Consider the following 5,930-nt stretch of genomic DNA (forward strand, 5'->3'; position numbering starts at 1 on the left):
CCACCTGATCATGAGCGTGGCTATCGCCCTGCCCATCCCCGGCATGCGAAGTCTGGCGCGTTTCTTGTGGACCTTCGTTTTCTGGTTCAAGACCCAATTCGGCCGCTCCGGCGATACGGGAACCGGCCGGACGCCCAACGTCCATACCCCGTTGGTGATGGCTCTGTCCCTGCTGCCCTTGGTCGGCGGCGTTGCCTACCTCGCGTCCGCGCCCATGCGAAGCAAGGTCCTAGTCCGTCTGATGCTGGACCAAACAGCCTGGAAGATGCCCTTTGATCTCTACCGGAGGACCCACATCGGCCGCTGGCTGGCGCCGCCGGCCAGGGTCTAACCGAGCAAAAGTCCCCCTTTCCTAAAGGGGGATTTAGGGGGATTTTTATCCACCATCTGGAGATAAAAATTCACATTGAGCTTTTTAAAGATAGATGACTCAAGACAGAAAGGCAAATTGCTGTGGGAGAGATAATTGCGAATAGTGATATCTAACATTAAGCCATTAGGACTTCGATGAGCAGAATCTTGGAAGGTCGTGATGCCGGGAGGCGGATGGTGTCGGTTTCCCAAATTCCGATGGCGTCTCGTTTTCCGAGTTGTTCGCCAGCAGTTTCGATTTCTCCTTCAATGACGAAAAGGTAGAGGCCGTTTTCTTTGCTGTGCAGGGAGTAATCAACGGAATTTCCTTCATCGAGATCGGCTAACGAAAAATAGGCATCCTGATTCAACCAGAGGAGAGCATTTGCTTCTTTGGGTGCAACAATGGTCTGAATTTTGTTTTTACGCTGCGCAGGATCGTAAGTGGCCGGGTCGTAGCGCGGTTCATGTCCTTCTCCGTTTGGCAGGATCCAGATTTGCAGGAAGTTTACCTCATCTTGCGCAGAATGGTTATACTCCGAGTGCCAGATGCCGGTGCCAGCCGACATAACCTGGACGTCGTTCGGTTTGATGACTTCCTCGTGGCCGCCACTGTCTTTGTGCGCCAAGGTTCCTTTGAGTGGGGTGGAGACGATTTCCATGTTGTCGTGTTGATGGCGGCCAAAGCCGCGACCCACCTCGACGATGTCGTCATTGAGGACACGCAGTTTGCCGAAATTGACTCGCTCCGAATCGTACCAGCTCCCGAAACTGAAAGAATGATGGGTTTTCAACCAACCGTGGTCAAAATAGCCGCGGGAATTTGCTTGATGGACGGTTTTCTGCATAACTGGTCCTTTTGAAAAAGAAGCACTCTCCCGGTGATTTACTCGCCTCTCTCACTGCAACTTTTCCAGTTTATTTTGAAACTCCAGAGATTCTTTTTCATAAATGGACGTGATTTTTTCCAGCTGTTCATAAAGCTCGTCAATCTGCGGGCGCAAGACACCATTTTTCTTTGGCAGTGCCGCGATTGCCTCCACATTGCCTTCGCTTGAGGCTTTCACCAGAAGCTCGGTATTTTCGCGGAATTCAGACTCCAACTGTTCGATGGCGCTTTCAATCTCACTAATCTTCTCAGCCATGGGCTTTAAAACTCTGGTCTTTTCCTGAAGCAATTCCGCTTTCATTTTTTTTTGCGCTTTGCGATCGGCTTTTGTAAGGCTTTTGGCCGGTGCTTTGCGGTTGGAGCTTTTGAGGTCAGTTTCATCCTCCCATCCCACGTTATCGAGAAAGTCCTGGTAGGTGCCTTCAAAAAGGGAGACGCGATCTTTGTCAAAGATAATCAGCCGTTGGGCCAGAGCATGCAGGTACATTTCGTTATGAGTGACTATGATCACGGAGCCGTCAAACTCGGTAATTGCTTCCATGAGAGAATCGCAGGACTCCATGTCGAGATGGTTGGTCGGTTCATCCAGAAGCAGCAAATGAGAGGGAGTAACGAGAAGTTTTCCCAGCAGAACCCGGCTTTTTTCACCGCCCGAAATCACGGATATTTTTTTGAGCGCAGCATCTCCTGAGAACATCATAGCGCCGGCAATATTTCTTGCCATTTGCGGCAGGCATTGAGAATCTGCACTCGTAATCTCTTCAACAATGGTTTTATTAGCATTGAGTTTCGCAACATTGGTCTGACCAAAAAAACCTGTTTTCAGCTTCGGGTGCGTACTGATGCTTCCGCTCAAAGGCTTAAGTTCGCCAGCCAGGATCCTCAGCAAAGTTGATTTTCCTTTGCCGTTTTTTCCAATCACGCAGATTCTTTCCGCCTTCCCGATGTTTAAAGAAAAGTTGTCGATCAGGTACGGTTTTTCTTCCGAATAAGAAAAAGAGAGATCCTGCGCTGCCATCATCCGTGCCGCAGGGAAGTGAACGGAATTAAACGCAAAGTCAAGCGTTTGCTGTTTTTCCAACGCATCCAGTTTTTTCTGTTTCTCGAGACTTTTGACCCGGGATTGCACCATTCCTGCCAGCCGGGCTTTCGCTCTAAACCGCCGGATAAACAACTCGGTTTGCTGCCTTTTCTTCTGGTCGTTCAGGCGGGTTTTTTCGTATATTTCTTCTTCCTGTGCGATCTGGTTGTAGAGTTTTTCCGTGTTTCCGGCGGCTTTCCTTACTTTCTGCCGGTGGATAAGCATGGTATGCGTGGTCACGCCGTCCATGAACTGGCGGTCATGAGTAATCAGCATGAGCTCATTTTTCCACGATCTCAAAATAATTGTCAGCCACCTGATGGCGACAATATCGAGGTAGTTATTCGGTTCATCGAGGAGCAAAAGGTCTGGATTTGCGACCAGCACTTTGGCCAGGTTGAGCCGGATTTGAAAGCCGCCTGAAAAGGTCGATGGGTGCTGCTGCATATCCTCTTCTGAAAATCCCAGCCCGGAGAGCATTTTTGCAACCTTCCATTCAGCGTGTTCTTCGGTTTCATGCAGGCCCAGGCACCCTTCCTCGAGCACGGTCTCTTTGCTGAACTTGATATGCTGCTCAAGACAGCCAATCCGGTACCCGCGCGGAATGGAAATCGTCCCTTCATCCGGTTCGGCACGGCCCAGAATCAGTTGAAACAGGGTGGTTTTGCCAAAGCCGTTTCTGCCGACCAGGCCTATTTTCTCACCGCGATTTACATTGAAGCTCAAATTCTTAAAAAGAATTTGTTTGCCGTAAGATTTTTCGAGGTTAATGGCTTTAATCATTTTATGTGGGGTTTTGTGTTGAATATTCCAAATTAAGACATTCAATGACACACTTTATAACGTGGGTCATTTTGATCTATGTCGCAATAACGTGGTCACAAATCAACGAAAAATGACCACGTTGTTTAAACATGGTCCTGACATGACCACGTTTTTTCAATAACGTGTCCATAAATCAATAAAATTTGGACACGTTTTCATAACATGTCCACGTTATGGACACGTTTATCGAGACAAAAGATCATAGAGTTTTTGATTAAGATAGAGGAGTTCTTTGCCTAACTTTTTGCTTTGAATAAAACCTTTAGTTTCAAGAGCTTTCAAGTAAACTGCTGCTGTCTTTCTTTCTGCAAGTCCTTCGTCAACCAAGAATTGCACCTTGGTATAAGGTTGCTTAAAAAGCAATTCGATCAGTTCTTTTGAGTAGACCCGACCTGGAAGTTTTTCTTTCGCTTCGAGAAGGGTTTGCTGCATCAAGTCACGAATAGCAATAATTTTCTGCTTGGTCTGTACAGCCGTGTTTTCAACAGCCTCAAGCATGTAAAGCACCCAGGGCTCCCACTGACTTTTTTCTGTCACCTCGCGCAAAAACCGGTAATAATCCGATTTCCTGTTGATAATGTATTGACTCAGGTACAGCACCGGCAATTCAAGCAGGCTTTGCTGAATAAGATAGAGAATACACAGGATACGGCCCGTCCTGCCGTTGCCGTCTGAAAAAGGGTGAATGGCCTCAAATTGGTAATGAATGACCGCGAGCTTAATCAATGGGTCGATTTTATTCTCGGCATGGATGTACTCTTCCAGATTCTTGAGCTTTTCTCTGATGACTCCCTCACCCTCCGGCGGTGTGTAAATCACCTCGCCGGTGCGGTCGTTCGCAATTTTTGTACCCGATATATTTCGTATGCCAGCCTGATTTTTTTTGATAGTTTGCACGATTTGAATAAACAGGTTGGTTGTAAGTGTGGGTTTACTTTTCAGCGCCTGGTAGCCATCCCAAATGGCTTCCCGATAGCGCAGCACTTCTTTGGTCGCCGGGTCTATTTGACCGGTTTTGGCTGAAAAAGCCCTGAACAACGCATCTGCGGTTGTGATAATATTCTCAATCTCGGAGCTGGCCTGGGCTTCCTGCAAGGTGATGGTGTTGACGAGCATGGTTTGATTGGGGATGGTTTGCCCCAGGCCCTTCAGCTCTGCCAACGCTTTATTGGCGGCAATCGCTTTCTTTAAAACAGCCTTTGTTTCCAAATCTGCTTTAGGCGGCAGCAACGGCAGAGCATTGTAGGGTTCGGCCGGATCGAACGGCATTGCTAACTCCTATTTATTATTTGCGCTAATTCCCGCACTCAGGTTTTGCGTGGCGGCAACAAATGCAGTATTCTTCGGGATTTTAAGCAGATAATTTACAGAATTCAGGGAAGCAAGTCAAATGGAAAGTTCTCAATATTCGCGGGGTCAACTTTTATTTATGTGGGGCAAATAGAAGAAAAAGGCCAGGAAAATTTTTCCTGGCCTGAACAATATTTCTCTTACTTTTGCGGCTTTTTCTTGAAACTTTTCTTCTCGTGCTTCAAACTCGGTTTCCCTTCGTGCAGAAGTTCACCAGCCCGGTATAGCTTCATGTTTTTGATATGCTCCTCACCGACTGCCTTGATAGCCTTATGGGCCTTCATCTTGAGTTCCGGCAGCTCGCCAATAAACTCAACAACCACATCTCCCGATGCCAACTTTTTGTGCCGCTCAATAGCTTCCCTTTTGTGCCGCTCTATAGCTTCCCCCGCGACACCGTCTTTGGAGTGAAAGTACTCTGCTTTCGCGCCTTCTTTGTACTCTCGAATCAAATGCAGCTTTTTTGCCGATTTCAATTCCATGGCCTTTCTTAGATCCGCAGGAAGTTTATGTACGGCCCGGGCATCAATAATGAGTTCGAGTTTGGCCATCTCTTTGGTAGCTTCGGTAATTTCGGCGGATTGATCCGTAGAGGTGATTGTGTTGTCGTTGGTGCAGCTCAGCACCACAACAAAAATCAGGACGACCAGTCCGACCAGGACGTTTTTGGCGAGCGTATCCCGCTTGTTCGACACTTTCATTTTCATAATTCTCCTTTTAAGGTTTGATTTGTTTTGTGAAAAAGGAATCACAGCGCTGTGGGTTAATTTTCTTGTTGCAACAAGATTTAAATCCAAGATTGTGTTGGCGTATTCTCCCCTCTTGATCGGCAGCAGGGAGAGCACATCCCGATCGCAGGCCATTTCCCGTACCCGGTCAATATAGGCGTCCAAGACTAGGGCGAACGGATTAAAAAAGACCACCGCCCGCACGAACTTCTGCAAAATATTCTTCAGGTAATCATGGTTTTTGATATGAATCAATTCATGACTGAGAACGATTCTAAGAGATCTCTCCGGTGCAGAAGTCAGAATCTGGGCCGGCAAAACAATAATGGGTTTAAAAACACCCATGCTGTAAGGTGAGATATCATCCGGGCTGATCAGACAAGTTACCTCTTTTTTCAATGCCAATTCCGCTTGCAGCTCTTTCAACAACCGCGACACCCAAGGGTTCTTGCATGGGCGTAATTTCGTGCGGCGGAGATATAGAATCACAAGCTTCACAATAAAGTAGATGAGGCTTAGCGCAACGCCTGCAACCAGCAACCTGCCCAACATTTCAGCGCCGCTGAGACGCTGACTCACCGCGGCGACTTGCAATGCAACCTGCCGGGCCGGGATTGCGAGGACAGATCCGGACAACCCCTCGTTCAGTTGATTACCGATAAAATATCTGCTGAAAGTAGCCGGCAGAAGGAGACAGTAACTCAAC

At 47.6% G+C, this 5,930-nt stretch carries 5 protein-coding genes; 1 reads left to right on the forward strand and 4 read right to left on the reverse strand.

Going from position 1 to position 5,930, the window contains the following annotated elements; genetic code table 11:
• Window positions 1-331: hypothetical protein (locus IH879_18255; GenBank protein ID MCH7676867.1), on the forward strand; the 331-nt coding region annotated here is incomplete at its 5' end.
• Between the two features lie 157 nt (window positions 332-488).
• Here IH879_18255 and IH879_18260 read toward each other — a convergent pair.
• The 4 genes from IH879_18260 to IH879_18275 form a co-directional block, all read right to left on the reverse strand.
• The gene (locus tag IH879_18260; protein MCH7676868.1) at window positions 489-1,199 is read right to left on the reverse strand and encodes a pirin family protein; all 711 of its coding nucleotides are present in this window, start codon (window positions 1,197-1,199) and stop codon (window positions 489-491) included.
• Window positions 1,200-1,250: 51 nt separating this feature from the next.
• Window positions 1,251-3,104 carry an ATP-binding cassette domain-containing protein gene (locus IH879_18265; protein MCH7676869.1) on the reverse strand — a complete coding sequence of 618 codons (1,854 nt, stop codon included), beginning with the start codon at window positions 3,102-3,104 and terminating at the stop codon, window positions 1,251-1,253.
• 225 nt (window positions 3,105-3,329) lie between these two features.
• On the reverse strand, window positions 3,330-4,415 hold the full coding sequence (locus IH879_18270) for a Fic family protein (protein MCH7676870.1): 1,086 nt from the start codon (window positions 4,413-4,415) through the stop codon (window positions 3,330-3,332).
• Between the two features lie 221 nt (window positions 4,416-4,636).
• Window positions 4,637-5,930 (reverse strand): M56 family metallopeptidase (locus tag IH879_18275; protein MCH7676871.1); only part of this gene is annotated, 1,294 nt, incomplete at its 5' end.

It is taken from the genome of candidate division KSB1 bacterium, from assembly GCA_022562085.1.
GTDB lineage: Bacteria > Zhuqueibacterota > Zhuqueibacteria > Oceanimicrobiales > Oceanimicrobiaceae > Oceanimicrobium.